This is a genomic window from Bounagaea algeriensis, assembly GCF_054491375.1.
This window is the reverse complement of the sequence record NZ_CM137102.1, coordinates 3,780,246-3,799,351: the sequence shown is the minus strand read 5'-3', so window position 1 is coordinate 3,799,351 and position 19,106 is coordinate 3,780,246. Positions and strand designations below refer to the sequence as shown.

Annotated in this window: 12 protein-coding genes and 3 rRNA genes; 9 read left to right on the top strand and 6 right to left on the bottom strand. The window is 67.8% G+C overall.

The features are described 5' to 3' along the window. Nucleotides 1-149: 149 nt before the first annotated feature. Both hpf and secA read left to right on the top strand, forming a co-directional pair. A complete protein-coding gene (gene hpf, locus ACVGV2_RS17255) occupies nt 150-959 on the top strand; it encodes a ribosome hibernation-promoting factor, HPF/YfiA family (RefSeq protein ID WP_459163394.1) in 810 nt (269 codons plus the stop codon). Nucleotides 960-1,185: 226 nt separating this feature from the next. After that, nucleotides 1,186-4,128 (top strand): preprotein translocase subunit SecA, encoded by a 2,943-nt coding sequence (gene secA / locus ACVGV2_RS17250; RefSeq protein WP_459163393.1) that lies wholly within the window; start codon nt 1,186-1,188, stop codon nt 4,126-4,128. A gap of 111 nt (nt 4,129-4,239) precedes the next feature. On the opposite strand, the gene ACVGV2_RS17245 is transcribed toward secA, so the two are convergent. Further along, nucleotides 4,240-4,695 (bottom strand): Rv3235 family protein, encoded by a 456-nt coding sequence (locus ACVGV2_RS17245; RefSeq protein WP_459163392.1) that lies wholly within the window; start codon nt 4,693-4,695, stop codon nt 4,240-4,242. Nucleotides 4,696-4,877: 182 nt separating this feature from the next. Between ACVGV2_RS17245 and ACVGV2_RS17240 the strand changes: the two genes are divergently transcribed. The 4 genes from ACVGV2_RS17240 (at nt 4,878) to rrf (ending at nt 10,858) form a co-directional block, all read left to right on the top strand. After that, entirely contained in the window at nt 4,878-5,342 is a 465-nt protein-coding gene (locus tag ACVGV2_RS17240) for an HAD-IA family hydrolase (protein ID WP_459163391.1), read from the top strand. 405 nt (nt 5,343-5,747) lie between these two features. Beyond that, nucleotides 5,748-7,284 (top strand): 16S ribosomal RNA (locus tag ACVGV2_RS17235). 226 nt (nt 7,285-7,510) lie between these two features. Beyond that, a 23S ribosomal RNA gene (locus tag ACVGV2_RS17230) occupies nt 7,511-10,605 on the top strand. Nucleotides 10,606-10,740: 135 nt separating this feature from the next. After that, nucleotides 10,741-10,858: ribosomal RNA gene (gene rrf, locus ACVGV2_RS17225) — 5S ribosomal RNA — on the top strand. Together the 16S, 23S and 5S rRNA genes form the textbook arrangement of a ribosomal RNA operon. A 352-nt stretch (nt 10,859-11,210) precedes the next feature. Here the strand turns inward: rrf and ACVGV2_RS17220 are convergent. Further along, the gene (locus ACVGV2_RS17220) at nt 11,211-11,969 is read right to left on the bottom strand and encodes a TrmH family RNA methyltransferase (protein ID WP_459163390.1); all 759 of its coding nucleotides are present in this window, start codon (nt 11,967-11,969) and stop codon (nt 11,211-11,213) included. A 102-nt stretch (nt 11,970-12,071) separates the two neighbouring features. Between ACVGV2_RS17220 and ACVGV2_RS17215 the strand changes: the two genes are divergently transcribed. Both ACVGV2_RS17215 and ACVGV2_RS17210 read left to right on the top strand, forming a co-directional pair. Continuing rightward, nucleotides 12,072-13,445 carry a WS/DGAT/MGAT family O-acyltransferase gene (locus tag ACVGV2_RS17215; RefSeq protein WP_459163389.1) on the top strand — a complete coding sequence of 458 codons (1,374 nt, stop codon included), beginning with the start codon at nt 12,072-12,074 and terminating at the stop codon, nt 13,443-13,445. Beyond that, nucleotides 13,442-13,954, top strand: coding sequence for a DUF6912 family protein (locus ACVGV2_RS17210; protein WP_459163388.1), 513 nt, complete (start codon nt 13,442-13,444; stop codon nt 13,952-13,954). Before ACVGV2_RS17215 ends, ACVGV2_RS17210 begins: the two co-directional genes overlap by 4 nt. A 67-nt stretch (nt 13,955-14,021) precedes the next feature. Here ACVGV2_RS17210 and ACVGV2_RS17205 read toward each other — a convergent pair whose 3' ends face one another. The 4 genes from ACVGV2_RS17205 to aroA form a co-directional block, all read right to left on the bottom strand. Further along, a complete protein-coding gene (locus ACVGV2_RS17205; RefSeq protein WP_459163387.1) occupies nt 14,022-14,840 on the bottom strand; it encodes a hypothetical protein in 819 nt (272 codons plus the stop codon). Between the two features lie 79 nt (nt 14,841-14,919). Next, nucleotides 14,920-15,885: a hypothetical protein gene (locus tag ACVGV2_RS17200; protein ID WP_459163386.1), complete on the bottom strand. Its 966-nt coding sequence runs from the start codon at nt 15,883-15,885 to the stop codon at nt 14,920-14,922. Between the two features lie 93 nt (nt 15,886-15,978). Then, nucleotides 15,979-16,974 carry a ribosome small subunit-dependent GTPase A gene (gene rsgA, locus ACVGV2_RS17195; protein ID WP_459166034.1) on the bottom strand — a complete coding sequence of 332 codons (996 nt, stop codon included), beginning with the start codon at nt 16,972-16,974 and terminating at the stop codon, nt 15,979-15,981. Further along, nucleotides 16,971-18,254 (bottom strand): 3-phosphoshikimate 1-carboxyvinyltransferase, encoded by a 1,284-nt coding sequence (aroA, locus tag ACVGV2_RS17190; RefSeq protein ID WP_459163385.1) that lies wholly within the window; start codon nt 18,252-18,254, stop codon nt 16,971-16,973. Before aroA ends, rsgA begins: the two co-directional genes overlap by 4 nt. A 104-nt stretch (nt 18,255-18,358) precedes the next feature. On the opposite strand from aroA, the gene ACVGV2_RS17185 reads away from it, so the two are divergent. Continuing rightward, the gene (locus ACVGV2_RS17185; protein WP_459163384.1) at nt 18,359-19,105 is read left to right on the top strand and encodes an SOS response-associated peptidase; all 747 of its coding nucleotides are present in this window, start codon (nt 18,359-18,361) and stop codon (nt 19,103-19,105) included. The last annotated feature ends 1 nt before the right edge of the window (nt 19,106 follow it).

Below are 19,106 nucleotides of genomic sequence, written 5' to 3'. Positions count from 1 at the left end.
CCGGCGGCGGAAGGAGTGACAACCCGTGTCCGTGGCGCCGGTTCCGCAGTGACCTTCCGGGAAAGCCCGGTACGTCCGGAGCACCCCCACATCTCACCGGCGCCGACCGAGCACACGTCTCCTGTGCCAGTGATGAACGGAGGTCGTGAATGGACATCGTGGTCAAGGGGCGCAACGTCGAGGTCCCCGAGCACTACCGCGAACAGGTCGCGGAGAAGCTCAGCAGGCTCGAGCGGTACACCCGCAAAGCGATTCGCACTGAAGTGGAGTTGTTCCACGAGCGCAACCCCCGCCAGGCGAAGAACTGCCAGCGGGTGGAACTCGTTCTCGTGGGCAAAGGGGGGCCGCTGCGCGCCGAAGCGTCCGCCGGCAACTTCTACGCCGCGCTCGACGCGGCCGCGGGCAAACTGGAGACCCGCCTCCGCCGGATGCACGACCGCAGGAAAGTGCACTACGGCCAGCGCAATCCCACATCGGTCGCCGAAGCGACATCAACCATGGCACATCGCCGCGTGGTCACCGAACGCACACCAGGGGCTCCCTCGCCGGACGGGAACACCGTCCTGCTGGAAACCCCCGAAAACGCCGCCGAGAACGGATCCGAGGCCGTGCTCGCGGACAGCACCGGCACCCGGCCGGACGAGCGCACAGCAGAGCCCCAGAACCTCAGCGAGAACACGCCGGAGGTGACCGCGGAAGTGCCGGAACAGCGCGTGGAGGCGGGCAATGGCCACTCCGCCGGAGGGTACGCGGCCACGCAGGAGTACGAACCGGGTCGCGTCGTCCGCGAGAAGGAACACCCCGCGAAACCGATGACGGTGGACCAGGCGTTGTACCAGATGGAGCTGGTCGGCCACGACTTCTACCTGTTCTCGGACGCCGACAGCGGTAAGCCGAGCGTCGTGTACCGCCGGAAGGGCTTCGATTACGGGGTCATCCGACTGGCCGAGTCAGCATGAACGCCGCAGCTGCACCGTGAGCGGACAAGCGAGCGGATCGCAGCCGAGCAGCTCGTCCCCCGCGTACGGTGGTGCGCGGGGGACAGTTGCGTTCCGCGTCAGCCCGGGCCCCGACGCGGCCACCCGGGGCCCGACGTGGTAACCCGGGGTCCCCGTTGCTGGTGAGTACGATGGCCGTAAAGCGTCCGTGACGGGCGCGTCACGATCAGCTAGTGAGGTCGACCGGATGGTCCTGTCCCGACTGCTCCGCGCCGGCGAGGGCAAGATGCTCAAACGTCTGCGCGCCATAGCAGCGCACATCAACGAGCTCGAAGATGACACCGTCGCGCTGTCCGACGCCGAGCTGCGGGACAAGACCGACGAGTTCAAGCGCCGCCACACCGACGGCGAGTCCTTGGACGCCCTGCTGCCCGAGGCCTTCGCCGTCGTTCGCGAGGGCGCGCGCCGCGTGCTGGGGCAGCGGCACTTCGACGTGCAGCTCATGGGGGGTGCTGCGCTGCACCTCGGGCAGATCGCCGAGATGAAGACCGGTGAGGGCAAAACCCTGACCTGCGTGCTGCCCGCCTACCTCAACGCAGTCACGGGCAAGGGCGTGCACGTCATCACGGTCAACGACTACCTGGCCAAACGTGACGCCGAGTGGATGGGCCGCGTCCACCGGTTCCTCGGGTTGACGGTCGCACCGCTGCTGGCGGACATGACGCCGGATCAGCGCCGCGAGGCCTACGAAGCCGATGTCACCTACGGCACGAACAACGAGTTCGGCTTCGACTACCTGCGCGACAACATGGCCTGGAGCCTCGACGACTGCGTGCAGCGCGGGCACAACTTCGCCATCGTCGACGAGGTCGACTCGATCCTCGTCGACGAAGCCCGCACCCCGCTGATCATCTCCGGCCCGGCCGACCAGTCCTCCCGCTGGTACCAGGAGTTCGCGCGGCTCGCACCGATGTTCGAGCGCGACGTCCACTACGACGTCGACGAGCGCAAGCGCACCATCGGCATCACCGAGGAAGGCGCCCAGCTCGTCGAGGACCAGCTGGGCATCGAGAACCTCTACGAGGCCGCGAACACCCCGCTGGTCGGGTTCCTGAACAACGCCATCAAGGCCGCTGAGCTGTACAAGAGGGACAAGGACTACATCGTCAGCAACGGCGAGATCCTCATCGTCGACGAGTTCACCGGCCGCGTCCTCGCGGGACGCCGCTACAACGAGGGCATGCACCAGGCCATCGAGGCCAAGGAAGGCGTGGAGATCAAGGCCGAGAACCAGACGCTGGCCTCGATCACGCTGCAGAACTACTTCCGCCTCTACGACAAGCTCTCCGGCATGACCGGTACGGCGCAGACCGAGGCGGCGGAGTTCCAGTCCACCTACCAGCTCGGCGTCGTGTCCGTGCCCACCAACGAGCCGATGATCCGCAAGGACCAGCCGGACGTCGTCTACAAGACCGAAGCGGCCAAGTTCGACGCGGTCGCCGAGGACATCGAGGAGTGCTACGGGCGCGGACAACCGGTGCTCGTCGGCACCACCAGCGTCGAGCACTCCGAGTACCTGTCGAAGCTGCTGACCAAGCGTGAAGTCCCGCACAGCGTGCTCAACGCCAAGCACCACGAATCCGAGGCGCTGATCATCGCCGAGGCGGGGCGCAGGGGCGCCGTGACCGTAGCGACCAACATGGCCGGCCGCGGCACCGACATCGTCCTCGGCGGCAACGTCGACCACCTCGCCGATGCCGAGCTGCGGCGGCGCGGACTCGATCCGGTGAACAACTCGGAGGAGTACGAAGAGGCCTGGAGCAGCACGGTCGAGGAGATGAAGAAGCAGGCCGAGGCCGAAGCCGACGAAGTCCGCGAAGCCGGCGGCCTGTACGTGCTCGGCACCGAACGGCACGAATCCCGCCGCATCGACAACCAGCTCCGCGGGCGGTCGGGACGCCAGGGCGACCCGGGGCAGTCGCGCTTCTACCTGTCCCTCGGCGATGAGTTGATGCGCCGCTTCAACTCGAACATGGTCGAGACCATCATGACCCGGTTCAAGGTGCCGGAGGACGTGCCGATCGAGGCCAAGATGGTTACGCGGGCCATCCGCAGCGCGCAGACCCAGGTCGAGCAGCAGAACATGGAGATCCGCAAGAACGTCCTCAAGTACGACGAGGTGATGAACCAGCAGCGCCTGGTCATCTACGCCGAGCGGCGCCGGGTCCTGGAAGGCGAGGACCTGCGCGAGCAGGTGCGCCTCATGCTCTCGGACGTCATCACCGCCTACGTCGACGCGGAGACCTCCAAGGGCTACGCGGAGGACTGGGATTTCGAGAAGCTCTGGAGCGCGTTGAAGACGCTGTACCCGGTCTCGCTGGACTGGGAAGAGCTGCTGGACACCGAGTCGGATCTCAACCGCGATCGGCTGCTCGAGCTCCTCGTCGAGGACGCGCGCGATGCCTACGACAAGCGCGAAGCGGCGATCGAGGGCACGGTCGGGCCCGGCGGGATGCGCGAGCTGGAGCGCCGGGTCGTGCTGAGCGTGCTGGACCGCAAGTGGCGCGAGCACCTCTACGAGATGGACTACCTCAAGGAGGGCATCGGCCTGCGCGCGATGGCCCAGCGCGACCCCCTCGTGGAGTACCGCCGCGAAGGTTTCGACATGTTCCACGCCATGCTCGAGGCGTTGAAGGAGGAGACCGTCGGGTTCCTGTTCAACGTGCAGGTCGAAGCCGCCGAACCGGCCCAGGGCCAGCAGCCCGCCGGGGCACCGGCTGCGGAAGCGGACGGCGCCGCGGGCAAGGCGGCTGCGACGGCCACGGCCGCGCAGCCGCAGACGCAGCAGGACCAGCAGGGCGGCCGCCACCAGGCGCGCGAGCCCCGGGCGAAGCGGGCGCAGTCGACCTCGGCCGGGCCGGCACTGAGCCAGCTCAGCAGTCCTGTCGGTGGTGACGGCTCCGCCGGTGGTGGGCAGCAGGCTGCTCCCGCGCTGACCGGCAAGGGCTTGGGCGCGCCGCAGCAGCAGGGCCTGAGCTACTCCGGTCCTGCGGAGGACGGTGGCGTGCAGCGCAGCGGCGAGGACAACACCTCCGCCGAGAACGGCGGGACCGGCCAGGGCGGAACGCGCCGGGAGCGCCGCGCTGCCGCTCGGGCGGAGGCGAAGAAGAACAAGTCCCGCAAGCAGTAGTCCTTCCGCGTCGGTTGTCGTGCAGTGCGGGCGCCCGAAGCAGCAGCTCCGGGCGCCCGCACTGTTTTCGGACGCCGGTGCTCGCCCCGCGGGTGGCGCCGGGTGCTCGGCTCAGACGAACGCGAACCGGCCGCACCGCCACTGCTCGCTCCTGCGCTCCGCGGTGGAGAGCAGAGCCAGCGTGCGCTCAGTCGTGTCGAGGATCCAGCACATCTCCACGCGCCGGGCGGTGATCAGCGAGGTGTGCACCGAGCGCAGGCGGTAGCGGGATGGTTCGCGCCGAGCTGGTCGCCGGGCTGCGACCCAGGCGAGCCCCTTGGAGGTGAGCAGCTCCCCGAGCGTTGCCGGATGACGGCGTCCGTTGAGCACTTCGACGACGAGTTCGGCCACGCGCGTGGCGAACGCTGCCGAACTGCGTTCGGAGATGCGTGCGGAACCCGTGGGCGGAAGAGCGCGCTCGCTCGGCACCGGCGGATGCTGCGCGGGTGCGTGCGCCCCGCGTGCAGCGGCGTTGTCGTGCCTGCGCGGTTGCGGGAAAGCAGGGGTGGGCTGTGTTGCCGTGCTCATCGTGCGGCCTCCTCGACGGTTCTTCAGGGATGGGGTCTTCAGGGATGGGGTCTTCAGGGACGGGCTCATCAGGCGCTCGTGCGATCTCGTCACCCGTGGAAGAGCGCGCATCGGGCGCGATCCGGTCAGCGGCACGGTGAATCTGCCCGGAACGGGTGAGTCCGTGCGCTAGACTGCGTTTCGTGCGACTGAGCGCGCTGATCGTGGACTGGGGTGGTGTTCTCGACGATCCGGACGGCCGCGGTGCCGGGGATCGGACGGGTGTCGAGGCGGGTGCCGAAATGTCGGTGCTGGAGGCCGTGCGCGGCCTGCGGCGCAACGGCGCAGCCGTGGCCCTGGTGTCGAACAGCGCGTCCCGGGAGGGGTTGCCGACCGCGGATTTCGACGTGGTGGCCGTCTCGGGCGAGCTCGGTGCCGCGAAGCCGTCCGAACGGATCTACCGCTACACCGCGGAGGCCTTGGGCCGGCGGCCCGAGGAGTGCGTGTTCGTCGACGACCTCCGCTCGAACGTCGATGCCGCCGTGGCGCTCGGCATGGTGGGCGTGCATCACGTCGCTGCGGATCGGACCGTGCTCGAGCTCGAGGCGCTCTTCGGTGCCCCGGCAACCGAGCGCGGACCGCTGGCGCCACCGCAACAATCCACCTGACCTGGTGTTTTGTGTGTGGTGGGGGGTGGGTGTTGGTGGGGGTGTGGGGTGGGTGTAGATTGTTTTGTGCTGGCGACGGAGCGGGCTGATTTCGGGGTTTCCTGCGGGTTTTCGTGGGGGCTGTGGGGTTGGTTCGGTGTTGCTGGGTGTTGTTTGAGGTTGATGACAATCTGAGCATGGTTGCCGTGGTGGGCGTGGTGGTTCTGCCTGTGTGGGGTGGGGTTGCTGGGTCTGCTTGCTCCTGGTGGTCGGGTGGGGTTGTTTTCCCCCCGGTGTTGGGGGTGGGTGTGGCGCGGTGTTAGGGTTGTTGTTGTGCCGCCGTTTTGGTGGTGTGTTCTTTGAGAACTCGACAGCGGATGTTTGTGTGACGCGTGTGCGTGGCTCTTTTGTTTTTGCTGGGATTTGTTGTTGGAGAGTTTGATCCTGGCTCAGGACGAACGCTGGCGGCGTGCTTAACACATGCAAGTCGAACGCTGAAGCCTGCTTCGGTGGGTGGATGAGTGGCGTACGGGTGAGTAACACGTGGGTAATCTGTCCTGCACTCGGGGATAACCTTGGGAAACCGGGGCTAATACCGGATGGGCACACGGCTCTCGCATGGGGGTGTGTGGAAAGCGGTTACGGTGGTGCAGGGTGTGCCCGCGGCCTATCAGCTGGTTGGTGGGGTAAGGGCCTACCAAGGCGACGACGGGTAGCCGGCCTGAGAGGGTGATCGGCCACACTGGGACTGAGACACGGCCCAGACTCCTACGGGAGGCAGCAGTGGGGAATTTTGCGCAATGGGCGGAAGCCTGACGCAGCAACGCCGCGTGGGGGAGGACGGCCTTCGGGTTGTAAACCTCTTTCGGTTCTGACGAAGCTCTGCGTGTTCGTGGGGTGACGGTAGGGGCAGAAGAAGCACCGGCTAACTACGTGCCAGCAGCCGCGGTAATACGTAGGGTGCGAGCGTTGTCCGGATTTATTGGGCGTAAAGGGCTCGTAGGCGGTGTGTCGCGTCGGTCGTGAAATCCTGCCGCTTAACGGTGGGCGTGCGGTCGATACGGGCACACTTGAGTTCGGCAGGGGAGACTGGAATTCCTGGTGTAGCGGTGAAATGCGCAGATATCAGGAGGAACACCGGTGGCGAAGGCGGGTCTCTGGGCCGATACTGACGCTGAGGAGCGAAAGCGTGGGGAGCGAACAGGATTAGATACCCTGGTAGTCCACGCTGTAAACGTTGGGCGCTAGGTGTGGGGACTGTCGTGGTTTCTGTGCCGTAGCTAACGCATTAAGCGCCCCGCCTGGGGAGTACGGCCGCAAGGCTAAAACTCAAAGGAATTGACGGGGGCCCGCACAAGCGGCGGAGCATGTGGATTAATTCGATGCAACGCGAAGAACCTTACCTGGGTTTGACATCCATCAGATTGCCTCAGAGATGGGGTTTCCCTTGTGGTTGGTGGACAGGTGGTGCATGGCTGTCGTCAGCTCGTGTCGTGAGATGTTGGGTTAAGTCCCGTAACGAGCGCAACCCTTGCCCCATGTTGCCAGCGGGTCGTGCCGGGGACTCGTGGGGGACTGCCGGGGTGAACTCGGAGGAAGGTGGGGATGACGTCAAGTCATCATGCCCCTGATGCCCAGGGCTTCACACATGCTACAATGGCCGGTACAGAGGGTGGCGAGTCCGTGAGGGCGAGCGAATCTCGAAAGCTGGTCGTAGTTCGGATCGGGGTCTGCAACTCGACCCCGTGAAGGCGGAGTCGCTAGTAATCGCAGATCAGCAGTGTTGCGGTGAATACGTTCCCGGGCCTTGTACACACCGCCCGTCACGTCATGAAAGTCGGTAACACCCGAAGCCCATGGCCCAACCGGATTCCGGGAGGAGTGGTCGAAGGTGGGACTGGCGATTGGGACGAAGTCGTAACAAGGTAGCCGTACCGGAAGGTGCGGCTGGATCACCTCCTTTCTAAGGAGAAACCCGTGAGTGTTTCGGGGAGTGTCCTCGAGGCGTGTGGTGTGGGTTTCGTGTTGGTTTTGTGGTGTTTTGGGGTTCGTGCGCGTGGTGGCACAGGCATTCGCTGTCGGGTTGTGAGGGAACACGGCCCGGCTGGGGTGGTGTTTCTGGGTGTTTGAGAAGTGGATAGTGGGTGTGAACATCCTGTCGTGGTGTTGTTGGTTGTGGTCCTTCGTGGTGGTAAGTTGTGAAGGGCGTACGGTGGATGCCTTGGCACCAGGAGTTGTTGAAGGACGTGGGTGGCTGCGATAAGCCTGGGTGAGTTGCCGACCGAGCTGTGATCCCAGGGTGTCCGAACGGGTGAACCTGGCCGGAGTGTTGTCCGGTCGCTGCTGTCTGAATGTATAGGGCAGTGGGTGGTAACGCGGGGAACTGAAACATCTCAGTACCTGCAGGAGGAGAAAGCAAGAGCGATTCCCTGAGTAGTGGCGAGCGGAAGGGGAAGAGGCTAAACCGGGTGCGTGGGAGAGTCGGCAGGCGTTGCGTGTCCGGGGTTGTTGGGACGGCTTGTTCCGGGGCTGCCGCTCCGGGGGATGGAAGCGTGGCTAGCCGAAGGCGTTGGAAGGCGCTGGCGGAGTGGGTGAGACCCCCGTAGGTGAAAGTTGTCGTGGAAGTCTGGGTTGTTCCCGAGTAGCACGGTGCCCGTGGAATTCCGTGTGAATCTGCCAGGCCCACCTGGTAAGCCTAAATACTCCCTGGTGACCGATAGTGGATCAGTACCGTGAGGGAATGGTGAAAAGTACCCCGGGAGGGGAGTGAAAGAGTTCCTGAAACCGTGCGCCTACAAGCCGTCAGAGCACCGGTTGGGGTGTGATGGCGTGCCTTTTGAAGAATGAGCCTGCGAGTTAGTGGTGCGTGGCGAGGTTAACCCGTGTGTGGGGTAGCCGCAGCGAAAGCGAGTCTGCAGAGGGCGGTGGAGTCGCGTGCTCTGGACCCGAAACCGAGTGATCTTCCCGTGGTCAGGGTGAAGCCCGGGTAATACCGGGTGGAGGCCCGAACCTACCAGGGTTGCAAACCTGGAGGATGAGCTGCGGGCAGGGGTGAAAGGCCAATCAAACTCGGTGATAGCTGGTTCTCCCCGAAATGCATTTAGGTGCAGCGTTGCGTGGTTCCTGGGTGGGGTAGTGCGCTGGTTGGTCGAGGGGCCCGGTGGGTTACCGAGATCAGCTAAACGGTGAATACGCCTGGGTTTCAGCGTGGCAGTGAGTCTGTGGGGGAAAAGCTCCATGGTCGAGAGGGAAACAGCCCAGATCGTCGGCTAAGGCCCCGAAGTGTGTGCTGAGTGGGAAAGGATGTGGGGTCGCTGGGACAGCCAGGAGGTTGGCTTAGAAGCAGCCATCCTTGAAAGAGTGCGTAATAGCTCACTGGTTAAGCGACTTTGCGCCGAAAATTCAGCGGGGCTGGAAAGCACACCGCCGAAGCCGCGACAAGCAGCCCCCTGGTGGGGGGTTGTTTGGGTAGGGGAGCGTTCCGGTGACGGTGAAGCATGCCGGGTAACCGGGTGTGGAGGAGCCGGAAGTGAGAATGCAGGCATGAGTAGTGTTTGAGGAGTGAGAATCTCCTCCGCCGGATGGCCAAGGGTTCCAGGGGAAGGTTGATCCGCCCTGGGTGAGTCGGATCCTAAGGCGAGGCCGACAGGCGTAGTCGAAGGGCAACGGGTTGATAGTCCCGTACCTGCCGGCGCTGATCCGCCCGGCATCGTGGTGGTGGTGTCATCGTTCGTGCGGCGTGTGGCCTTTGGGCTGCGCGTCGTGGCGGGCCGTGGCGCCGCGCTGGGTGTGCGGGCCCGCGATGGGGGGACGCAGAAGGGTAGTCCAGCCCGGCCGGTGGTTGTGCCGGGGTAAGGGTGTAGGGCGGTGTACAGGCAAATCCGTGCACCGGGTGCCTGAGACCTGATGCCGAGCCTGAGTGGCGAAGTGGGTGAGCCCATGCTGTCTCGAAAAGCCTCTAGCGGACGCGTCGGTGGTCCGTACCCGAAACCGACACTGGTGGCCAGGTAGAGTATACCGAGGCGAGCGAGCGAACCGTGGTTAAGGAATTCGGCAAATTGTCCCCGTAACTTCGGGAGATGGGGAGCCGGTTGGCGTGTACGCCCGTGGCGGCGGAAGCGCGGGCCGGCCGCAGTGACGAGGCCTGATCGACTGTTTACTAAAAACACAGGTCCATGCGAAGCGTGGTTGCGAAGTATATGGACTGACGCCTGCCCGGTGCCGGAACGTTAAGGGGAGGGGTGAGCCCCCGTGGGGGGCGAGGCTCTGAACCGAAGCGCCGGTAAACGGCGGTGGTAACTATAACCATCCTAAGGTAGCGAAATTCCTTGTCGGGTAAGTTCCGACCCGCACGAATGGCGTAACGAATCGGGCGCTGTCTCGACCACGGACTCGACGAAATTGCACGACGAGTTAAGATGCTCGTTTCGCGCGGCAGGACGGAAAGACCCCGGGACCTTTACTGCAGCTTGGCATTGGTGTGTGGTGCGGCTTGTGTAGGATAGGTGGGAGACGGTGATGCGGGCACGCCAGTGTGCGCGGAGTCGTTGGTGAAATACCACTCTGGCCGTTCCGGGCATCTAACCTAGGTCCGTGATCCGGATTGGGGACAGTGCCTGGTGGGTAGTTTAACTGGGGCGGTTGCCTCCCAAAGAGTAACGGAGGCGCACAAAGGTCCCCTCAGCTTGGTTGGGAATCAGGTGGTGAGTGCAAGGGCACAAGGGGGCTTGACTGTGAGACTGACGGGTCGAGCAGGTGCGAAAGCAGGTCTTAGTGATCCGGCACTTCCAGGTGGCTGGGGTGTCGCTCAACGGATAAAAGGTACCCCGGGGATAACAGGCTAATCATGCCCGAGAGTCCGTATCGACGGCATGGTTTGGCACCTCGATGTCGGCTCGTCGCATCCTGGGGCTGTAGTGGGTCCCAAGGGTTGGGCTGTTCGCCCATTAAAGCGGCACGCGAGCTGGGTTTAGAACGTCGTGAGACAGTTCGGTCCCTATCCGCCGCGCGCGGAGGACACTTGCGAGGAGCTGTCCCTAGTACGAGAGGACCGGGACGGACGGACCTCTGGTGTGCCAGTTGTCCCGCCAGGGGCACGGCTGGTTAGCTACGTTCGGTACGGATAACCGCTGAAAGCATCTAAGCGGGAAGCCAGCCTCAAGATGAGGTGTCCCGCCCCATGTGGGTTAAGGCCTCCAGGAGATGACTGGGTGGATAGGCCGGTGGTGCACGCTCGGTAACGAGTTCAGCCGACCGGTACTAAACGGCCGAGCGGCTTACCCCCCTTTTTTGCGGGGACACAATCCTCGAGCATCACGGGCGCGCCAGCCAGTGCTGGTGGTGGGGTGTTCACACCTGCTGATCGGCTTCTCAACCACCCACCCCCCACCCCGGTGCGGGTGTGGGGGGTTTGTGAGTTGTCGGTGGCCATAGCGGGAGGGGTAGGCCCGGATCCCATACCGAACCCGGTAGCGAAGTCTCCCAGCGCTGATGGTACTGCACCCGGTGGGGTGTGGGAGAGTAAGTCGCCGCCGACACACACCCAAAAAAGGAGGAAGAGCGGGGCACGGGGTGACCACACCCCCGTGCCCCGCTCCTTCCCATTTCACACCCCCCGCCGCGGCAAACCGCCCGCCGCGGCGCGGGATGCCCCTCCCCCGTTACTTTCTTTGTGGTCCCCGTTCCGGGGTTGCGAGGGGTGCTACCGGCCACGCGGTCGCAGCGCCACACCGGTCCCGGGCAGAACAACGCCCGCCCGGGACGGCCGGTCGCGGGTCAGCCCCCGATCCTGCCTCCACCCTCACGCACGACAGTGACCACCGCGACCGACACCGGCCACGTGCAGCGGGACAACCGCGCGGGCGCGCCGGTGAGCTGTACCCGCACGGATCACCGTGTGCGGCGGAGCATTTCGAAGGCGAGCACGGAGGCCGCGCTGGCGACGTTGAGCGATTCCACTGCCCCCCGCATCGGAATCCGCACCGTATCGGCCACGTACCCGCGCACATCGTCCGACAATCCCGCGCTCTCGCTGCCGAGGACGAACACGGCGCGGTTGCCGAACTCGGCCTCGAAGACGTCTGTGCCACCATCGGCGGCCAACGCGTACAGCGGGTAGCCGGCTTCGCCGAGCAGCTCCGCCGCCTCGCCGGCCGTTTCGGTGCGCAGTACCGGGGCGTGGAACGCCACTCCCGCGGAAGCCTTCACCACGAGCGGGTCGATGCGCGCGGTACCGCGGTGCGGCACGACGATCCCGTCGATGCCCGCGGCGGTCGCGGTCCGCAGGATCATCCCCACGTTCGCCGGAGTTGTCAGCCCGTCGAGCAGGAACACGCTGCGCGGGGCGCGGGCCGGTTCCTCGAGAGCATCGGTGAGACGCCGCATGCCGAGGGCCACGACGTCCGCGGCCACCCCCTGGTCGTGCCTACCGTTGCCGGCCAGCACCTTCACCCGCTGCGCGCTCGCGCGCTGCACCGCGACGGCGCGGTCCGCAGCGGCCTCCTTGATCTCGTCGATCACGCGCCCGTGCAGCCCTTCGGCGAGGACGACCTTGTCCACGCGCACGTCCAGGTCGCCGAGGGCTTCGAGGACGGGTTTGCGGCCGTAGACGGTGACGAAGCGATCCTTGGGTGCCGGTGTCGTGCTCACCTGCCCAGTGTGCAACCCGGTTCCGGGACGGTTCACCCGCACCCCTGCTCCGGGCCCCGTGGCGGATCCCAGGGCGGCGGACGGTGTGCCAGGATCACGGGCATGTCCGAACGGTTGACCGCGCTCGACGCGTCGTTCCTCTACTTGGAGGACCGCACGACGCCGATGCACCTGGGTGGTGTGGCGGTGTTCGAGGCGCCCGGCCTGGACTACGAGACCGTGCTGGAACTGATCGACCGGCGTCTCCACGCGGTGCCGCGCTACCGGCAGCGGGTCGTGCACGTGCCGGGGCGGTTGGCGCGGCCGGTGTGGGTCGACGACGAGGACTTCGACCTGACCTACCACGTGCGGCGCTCGGCGTTACCGCGTCCGGGGGACGACGAGCAGTTGCACGAGCTGGTGGCCCGGCTCATGTCGCGGCAGCTCGACCACGCGCGTCCCCTGTGGGAGATGTACGTGGTGGAGGGACTGGCCGGTGACCGGGTCGCCGTGGTCACCAAGGCGCACCAGGCGCTGGTCGATGGGGTCGCCGGGATCGACCCGTCCCAGGTGCTGCTCGATGACGCGGAGCAGGAGGTCGCCGAGATGTGGGCGCCCCGCCCGACTCCTGGGCGGGCGGCCCTGCTCGCGGACGCTGCGGTGGAGGCGGTGCAGCGACCGGGTGCGGTCGTGGAGAACCTGCGCGCCGCGGCGACCGATCTGAACGCGGCGACGGGCAATTTCCGCCGCGTCCTCGGCGGGATCGGCTCGGCGGCGTGGACGGCCGCGGTGCCCGCGCCGAACCGGCCGTTGAACGCGCCGACCTCGCCGCAGCGCCGGTTCGCCGTGGCGCGGACCGGGCTCGACGAGTTGCGCGCCATCCGCGCCGAACACGGCACGACGGTTAACGACGTGGTGCTGTCCGTGGTGACGGGCGCTCTGCGGAACTGGTTGCTGTCCCGCGGTGAGCTCGTCGGCTCGGGCGCGAGCGTGCGGGCGATGGTGCCGATGTCGGTCCGGTTCGGTGCTGCGCGCGGGCCGGATTCGGTCACTCCGTACCTGGTGGACCTGCCCGTGGGGGAATCGAATCCGACGGTGCGGTTGCACCAGATCAGCCACGCGCTGCGCAGGCACGTGGACTCGGGCCGGTCGGTGGCGGCGGACGCGTTGGTGACCCTGTCCGGGTTCGCCCCGCCCACGTTGCACGCGTTGGGCGCTAGGGTGGCCAACGGGTTCTCGGACCGCTTGTTCAACGTGCTCGTCACCAACGTGCCGGGGCCGCAGGCCGCGCGGTCGGTGGCGGGTGCCGCGATGCGGGAGATGTTCCCCGTGGTTCCGTTGGCCAAGAACCAGTCGCTGTCGATCGGTGTGACGTCCTACCACGGCGGCGTGTTCTTCGGGCTCAACGCGGACCGCGACGCGATGTCCGATGTGGAGGTGGTGGCGACGATGCTCACTGAGGCCGTGGACGAGATGCGCGGGACGGTCGGCGCATGAGGGCGTACGTACCGGCGACGCTGTCCCTGTTGCGACGTCTCGTCGACGAACGCCAGTTGTTCCCGCTCGGCGGCAACGCGTTCGCGTTGACCGCCGCGCTGCGCGAGGCCTACGTCAGCGGGGACACGGAGGAGTTGGAGTACGCCGCGTTGCGCGAGGCCGCGCGCGCCTCGCTGCGCCTGCTGGCCACCGACGAGTCGAACCAGTCCGAAGAGGACCGCGAGCATCCGCGGCGCGTGGTGCTGTCGGTGGACGTGGAGGACGTGACTCCGCGGCCCGATCTGGACCACGCGGTGGTGAAGGTCTCCGCGGCGATCGAGTGGACGCAGGTGGCCGCGGTGCACGTGGACGCCGGGGAGGCCGAGGAGGCGGTGCGGGCGGCTGCGGCCGTGGTGGACGCCGCCGATCTCGGCGATGTGGATGCGGAGTTCCAGCTCGGCGAGGCCGAGGATCACGAGCTCGCCTGGTACGCGCCGCAGGAGGTTCCGTTCCTGCTCGAGCTCATGTGAGTTGTCCGCGCGGAACCCTGCTCGGGGTTCCGCACGGACTCGTTGCTGCGCCGTCCGGATCGTCCGGTCAGTTCGGCATCTGCGGTGCGCCGCCGCCCATGTCGGGCATCTCCTGGACCTGCTCGGCCGGCGGGACGGTGATGTCCACCGGCTCGCCCCACGCGCTGTAGTTCACGGTCGTGGTCATCTCGGGGACCTGCTGTCCCATGACCTCCATCGGGGGCATGGTGCTCCGCACGCGGATCGGCAGGTCGTCCTCGCTGACCCACACGGTCTGCCGCAGTTCGCTGACACCGGCGTCGAGCACGGGTTGCAGCATCTTCTTCTGCTGCTCCGGGGACTCCTGCACGGCCTTGCGGACGTCGGTCACGGTTTCGTACTTGGTGGCCTGCTGCTCGTCGACCTGGTCCTGGCTCGTGCCGGTGATCTCGGTGCCGGGCGGCAGCATGCTCTGCAAGTCCTGGAACTGCGACACGTCGCCCATTCCCTGGCCGAGTTCGGAGATGTCCGTCTTCATCCAGGGTTTGCCGGACTCGCCGCCGAGCTCGGCCATCTGCGGGACTTTCACGTAGACGGCGTCGCCGGTGGCGACCATTTCCTGGTCACCGCTGCAGGCGACGCCCTGGTTGCCCAGGTCGGCCTGGCAGTCGAGGTGCTGTCCGCCCTGCGGGCCGCCGGCGATGTCGATCGCCATGCGCACGGTGTCCTTGTCGGTCATGCTTTGCGACGAGGCGTTGACCAGCGAGGTGACGCTGTCGAACGAGCCGCTGCTGGTGTTCTGCTCACCGGAGTTCCCGGACGAGGAGTCGCCGGCGGGTGAGCCGCAGGCGCTGAGCACGGCAGCGGTCAGGGTGACCGCGGAGAGGGTCATCGTCGTACGACGCACGATCCGTCCTTCCTTCGGTGATTGCTACGCAGGGCAGCGTAGTCGTCCGAAGGGGATGTGCGTGCCGTTTCGGTGAAAATCACCCGTGTCCGATATGACCTTTCGGGGCTCGGCCGAGTTCGCCGACCTCGGACGGGGCCGGCGGTGCGATCGCTGCTGGTTCCGCCCAGTCCGAGTACGTGGTGGTCAGCGCGGCGGGGCCGGACGCTCCGGGAGCGTCGACCCGGGGTGCGCTGCTGAAGCGGACGGGCAGGTTCTGCTCGTCGACCCACAGCTGGAACCGCTGCTCCGCGCGGCCGGATTCGGCGGCGCTGCGGAACTTCCGCTGCCGCTGCGGATCGTCCGTCTCGTTCGCCGCCTGCCGGGTGTCCAGCCGCAGGTCGTAGCGCGTGACCGGCCGGTCCGCGAGCGCTTCGGTGCTGGTGTCCTGGATCCGCACGGCTCCGCGCACGTCGCCGAGGGCGGCGCGCGGGTCGAGCGCGTCGTGCAGCTGGCGCAGCGGGGGTCCGAGCAGTGCCGCGGTGGCGTCGGTGCCCTGAGCGGGCACTCGCAGCCAGGGGGCGCCGTTGTCCGTGGGCAGCAGGGGTGTGCGCAGATATCCGACCTGGTCGACGATGGACAGCGCCACCGGTTCGGGCGCGCGGCCCGAACGGGTTTGGCCGTGCAGCGTCACATCGGAGTTCGCCGCCGCGTCCGCACCCGCGGCGTTCGGATCCGGATCGGGGGCTGCCGTGTCCGGGGCTGCCGTGTCGGGGGCTGCCGTGTCCGGATCGTCCTGGTAGTGCAGCGCGCCGCTGCCGTGCACCTGCCCGACCACGCCGAGCTGGCCTCGCACGTCCGTGTGCACGGAGCCGCGTGCCGTCATGGTGCCGAGCACGTCGCCGAGCATCCCGGCGGCGCTGGGCCGCGGGTCGGGAGGCGCGTGCGCCGCGCCCGGCCCGGGTTGCGGCGGAGGTGGGGGTTCGGAGGAGGAGCAGCCGCCGAGGACGACGGCGGTGACGAGTGCGGTTGCGGTGAGCGCTGCGCGGAGTCGGGGTCGGGGCATCGACGTGCTCCTCGCGTGGTCGACGGGAGACGGGTGCTGCCGGCGCGTCTCACGCTAGCAACGCCGCCGCGGGCGCACCGGCCGGCGAACGGGTCAGCTTTCCTGGCCCGCCCGGGAACGCAGCAGGCGTCGCAGCGAAACCAGCTGGTCACCGCGGTTCTCCTCGGCGGCGAACTCGTCGAGGTGGCAGTCCGGGTCGTCGATGTGGTCGCAGTGCGGTGGGCACTCCTCGGCGGCTGCGGAGAAGCCTTCGAACACGTCGATGACGTCGTCGGCGGTCACGTGCGCCAGGCCGAACGAGCGGATGCCGGGCGTGTCGACGACCCAGCCGCTGTCCGGCAGCGGCAGCGCCACCATCGAGGTCGACGTGTGCCGTCCCTTGCCGACCTCGCTGACTTCGGCCGTGGCGCGCTGCGCCTCCGGAACCACCCGGTTGACCAGGGTCGACTTGCCGACGCCGGAGTGGCCGATGAGGGCGGACACGTTGCCGGTCAAGCAGGAGCCCAGCTGCGCCGGCTCCTCGTCGAGCCGGGTGACGATGATCCGCAGGTCCAGTGCGGTGTAGCCGTCGAGGAACGGTCCCGGTTCGGCCAGGTCGGCTTTGGTCAGGCACAGCACCGGGGAGAGGCCGCCGGCGTAGGCGGCGACGAGCGCGCGGTCGATGAACCCCGCGCGCGGCGGCGGGTCGGCCAGCGAGCTGACGATGACGAGCTGTTCGGCGTTGGCCACCACGACCCGCTCGTACGGGTCGGTGTCGTCAGCGGTGCGGCGCAGCACGCTGCTGCGTTCGTCGACCCGCACGATCCGGGCGAGCGTGCCGGGCTGCCCCGAGGTGTCGCCGACGAGGTTGACCCGGTCACCGACGACGACGGGGGTGCGTTTGAGTTCCCGCGCGCGCATGGCGACCACGAGGTGGTCGGGGTCGCCGTGCAGCGCGCAGGTCCAGCGTCCGCGGTCGACGGCCACGACCATCGCGCTCTCCGCGTCGGCGTGCCGCGGGCGCTGCTTGCTGCGGGGGCGGCTGCCCCGGCGGTTCGGCCTGACCCGGACGTCGGATTCGTCGAGGTCGCGCCAGCCGCGGCTCATCAGGCGCTCCCCCGCGCCTCGGTGAGCATGCCGGACCACAGGGCGGGGAAGTTCGGCAACGTCTTGTAGGTGGTGGAGATGTCGTCGATGGCCACTTCGGGCAGCCGCAAACCGAGGATCGCCCCGGCGGTGGCCATCCGGTGGTCGTCGTAGGTGTGCCAGTTCGCAGGACGGGGGTTGCGCGGCGGCCCGTCGATGACCAGGCCGTCCTCCGTCTGCTCCGCGGTGCAGCCGACCGCGCCCAGCTCGTGCACGAGGGCGGCGAGCCGGTCGGTCTCGTGCCCGCGCAGGTGGGCGATGCCGCGCAGCCGCGAGCGGCCGTCGGCGAGCGCGGCCAGGGCGGCGATGGTGGGGGTGAGTTCGCCGACGTCGTGCAGGTCCGCATCGGCCGGTTGCAGCCGGTGCGGCCCGGTCACCGTCAGCCCCGCTTCGTCGAGCCGCACTCGGCAACCCATCGATTCGAGCAGGCCGCGGATCGCGTCGCCGGGCTGCGTGGTCCGCTGCGGCCAGTCGGGCACGGTGACGCTGCCACCGGTGGCGGCCGCGGCGGCCAGGAACGGGGTGGCGTTGGACAGGTCCGGTTCGACCGCGACGTCCGCGGCGGCGATCTCCGCCGGTGCGACGTGCCAGACGTCGTCGGTGGAGGTGTCCACGTGCACGCCGCGTTCGGCGAGCATGGCCACGGTCATGTCGACGTGCGGCAGCGACGGCACCGGCGGGCCCGCGTGCGTGACGGTCACCCCCTCGTCGAAACGCGCGGCCGACAGCAGCAGACCGGAGACGAACTGCGAGGACGCGGACGCGTCGATGGTCACCGCCCCGCCCGCGAGACCGCCGGTGCCGTGCACGGTGAACGGCAGCGTGTCGTCGTCGACGTTCGCGCCGAGCGCGCGCAGCGCGGAAACCATGGGGCCGAGGGGCCGCTCGCGGGCCCGGGGGTCGCCGTCGAAGCGGATCTCGCCCTTGGCCAGGGCCGCCATCGGAGGCACGAAGCGCATCACGGTGCCGGCCAGGCCGCAGTCCACGTCGGCAGGACCGTGCGGCGTGTCGGGTTCGACGATCCAGGAATCGTCGTCGCCGTCCCGTACGGTCGCGCCGAGCGCGCGCACCGCCGAGGCCATGAGTTCGGTGTCCCGGCTGCGCAGCGGGCCGCGGATGGTGGACGGGCCGGTGGCCAGGGCGGCGAGCACCAGTGCCCGGTTGGTGATCGATTTCGAACCGGGCACGGACACGGTCGCCTGCACCGGGCCGGCGGCGACGGGGGCGGGCCATGGCTGCGTCATGTCCGCAATGATTCCGTACTCGCCCGCTGAAGTGGCGCGGTGGGTGCGCATGCGCCGCTCGTGCGGTTGAGTGTGGGGTGGGTGGTGCCGAGGAGGTGGGTGCGATGTGCGGCAGGTACGCCTCGACGAAAGGTCCCGCGGCGTTGGCCCGGGAGTTCGCCGCCGTGGACGCCACCGGTGGTGCGAAGCCGGGGGCGGACTACAACGTGGCACCGACCAAGGACGTGTTCAGCGTGGTCGAGCGCCATCCGCGGCAGGACGACGGCAGCCGCGACGAGAGCCGCATCGAACGCGGCGTCCGCATGATGCGCTGGGGCCTCGTGCCGCACTGGGCGAAGGACCCGGCGATCGGCAACCGGATGATCAACGCGAAGGCGGAGACGGTGGCGGACAAGCCCGCGTTCCGGGCGCCGATCCGCCGCAACCGCTGCCTGCTCCCCGCTGACGGCTGGTACGAGTGGCAGCGCACCGGAGCGGGCAAGCAGCCGTACTTCATGACCACCGGGGACGGGTCCTCGCTGGCGCTGGCCGGCATCTGGTCGGTCTGGCGCGACCCGTCCGCCGAGGAAGGGGCCTCGCCGCTGGTGACGTGTTCGGTGCTGACCACCCGGTCGGTCGGGCGGCTGCGGTCCGTGCACGATCGGATGCCGCTGGTGCTGCCCGCGCGGGTGTGGGGCGACTGGCTCGACCCGGACGCGCAGGACGTGTCCGACCTGCTGGTTCCACCGGCGGAGGACTTCGTGGCCGCACTGGTCCTGCGGCCGGTGTCCACGCAGGTGAACAACGTGCGCAACAATGGTGCGGAACAATGGTGCGGAACTCGTCGAGCGCGTCCGCGGCGTGGACGCTGAG

Coding starts and splice junctions, on each gene's coding strand:
- ACVGV2_RS17185 (WP_459163384.1), top strand. CDS start 18,359: ATGTGCGGCAGGTACGCCTCGACGAAAGGTCCCGCGGCGTTGGCCCGG.
- secA (WP_459163393.1), top strand. CDS start 1,186: ATGGTCCTGTCCCGACTGCTCCGCGCCGGCGAGGGCAAGATGCTCAAA.
- ACVGV2_RS17210 (WP_459163388.1), top strand. CDS start 13,442: ATGAGGGCGTACGTACCGGCGACGCTGTCCCTGTTGCGACGTCTCGTC.
- ACVGV2_RS17200 (WP_459163386.1), bottom strand. CDS start 15,885: ATGCCCCGACCCCGACTCCGCGCAGCGCTCACCGCAACCGCACTCGTC.
- aroA (WP_459163385.1), bottom strand. CDS start 18,254: ATGACGCAGCCATGGCCCGCCCCCGTCGCCGCCGGCCCGGTGCAGGCG.
- ACVGV2_RS17215 (WP_459163389.1), top strand. CDS start 12,072: ATGTCCGAACGGTTGACCGCGCTCGACGCGTCGTTCCTCTACTTGGAG.
- hpf (WP_459163394.1), top strand. CDS start 150: ATGGACATCGTGGTCAAGGGGCGCAACGTCGAGGTCCCCGAGCACTAC.
- ACVGV2_RS17245 (WP_459163392.1), bottom strand. CDS start 4,695: ATGAGCACGGCAACACAGCCCACCCCTGCTTTCCCGCAACCGCGCAGG.